At 60.6% G+C, this 1,033-nt stretch carries 2 protein-coding genes; one reads left to right on the top strand and one right to left on the bottom strand.

Annotated elements, in window-relative coordinates:
• Window positions 1-169 (bottom strand): transposase (locus AC1DXV_RS34970; RefSeq protein WP_477874569.1); only part of this gene is annotated, 169 nt, incomplete at its 3' end.
• A 190-nt stretch (window positions 170-359) separates the two neighbouring features.
• Here AC1DXV_RS34970 and AC1DXV_RS34975 point away from each other — a divergent pair.
• Entirely contained in the window at window positions 360-860 is a 501-nt protein-coding gene (locus tag AC1DXV_RS34975; RefSeq protein WP_477874568.1) for a putative phage abortive infection protein, read from the top strand.
• Window positions 861-1,033: the final 173 nt, after the last annotated feature.

Below are 1,033 nucleotides of genomic sequence, written 5' to 3' on the forward strand. Positions count from 1 at the left end.
CCTGGCGCACCCAGCGGCGCAATAGGTTGGCGTTGATGCCATGCGCCATCGCCACGGCTGCCATGGACATCCCCGGCTGCATGCAGGCTGCCACGGCATTGGCCTTGAACTCGTCGCTGTGGAGCCGACGCCGGCGCCGAGCGCCAGCGGGTTGGACGGGGAAGGTCATACGTATCCACCAAAGTTGAGGTGGGTACGAGGCTCCTATGTGCCTATCGCATTCTCAAGATGGTCAGACTGGACGCTCACAGCTGCTCGGCCTGAACCGAGATCTGCTGGATCGACTGGAGACAACCGCTTCCGTTGGGCGCGAAGGCGCTGCAGCGCTGGATTCATGGGCGGCCAGCCTAGTTTCAACGATGAGTTCGTTCCTCACGCAGACGCCCGAATCCAAGGCAAATCGACTCGCCACGCTGTATCAAGGAACGGTGTATGCCGAACACCCCTCTGCGCTCGGACCGTACTTCCGCGTGCTGTTCCAGGTGTTCAATCACATTGCCGAAGCTGATCTGCATCCGAAGGAGCGGGAGCAGTACGCCAACATCGCCCGCGGCCAGCTGAGCGAAGGGGCAGTCTTGCTGCTTGCGGCGAACGGCTTGACCGAGCGAGGCCACCGATTCATTCCTTTGATCGAGCGCTTCGGGCTGCTCGAACACATGCATCCGCAGTATCTGAAACTGTACCGACGAGGGCTGGAGGTCGGCTATCGCGAGCGCGCCTTTCTAGGGGACAAGGAGCGAGAAGACCTGCCTTGGGAAGAGGTCCCGAAGCAGTTGGCCGGATACTTTGTGTGCACTCTCGAGGAGCCTATTGTCCAAGGTGGAGAGCGAGCAGATCCGAGCGGGCAGGGCTCGGTGTAGGAATGTCGTTCTGCGGATCGCAACTACCGGGACCATGACCTTGCCCGCGGAATCCGTATCCCTTGCTGAGTGGTTCAATCCAGGCAAGGAGAACGAAAGTGACGAAGGCAAAGAGAGCGCGCTACACGCTGGAATTCAAGCTTGAGGCGGTGCGGATGGTCAAGGGTGGGCAG

The sequence above is a fragment of the Rhizobacter sp. P3_C12 genome, from assembly GCF_056402735.1.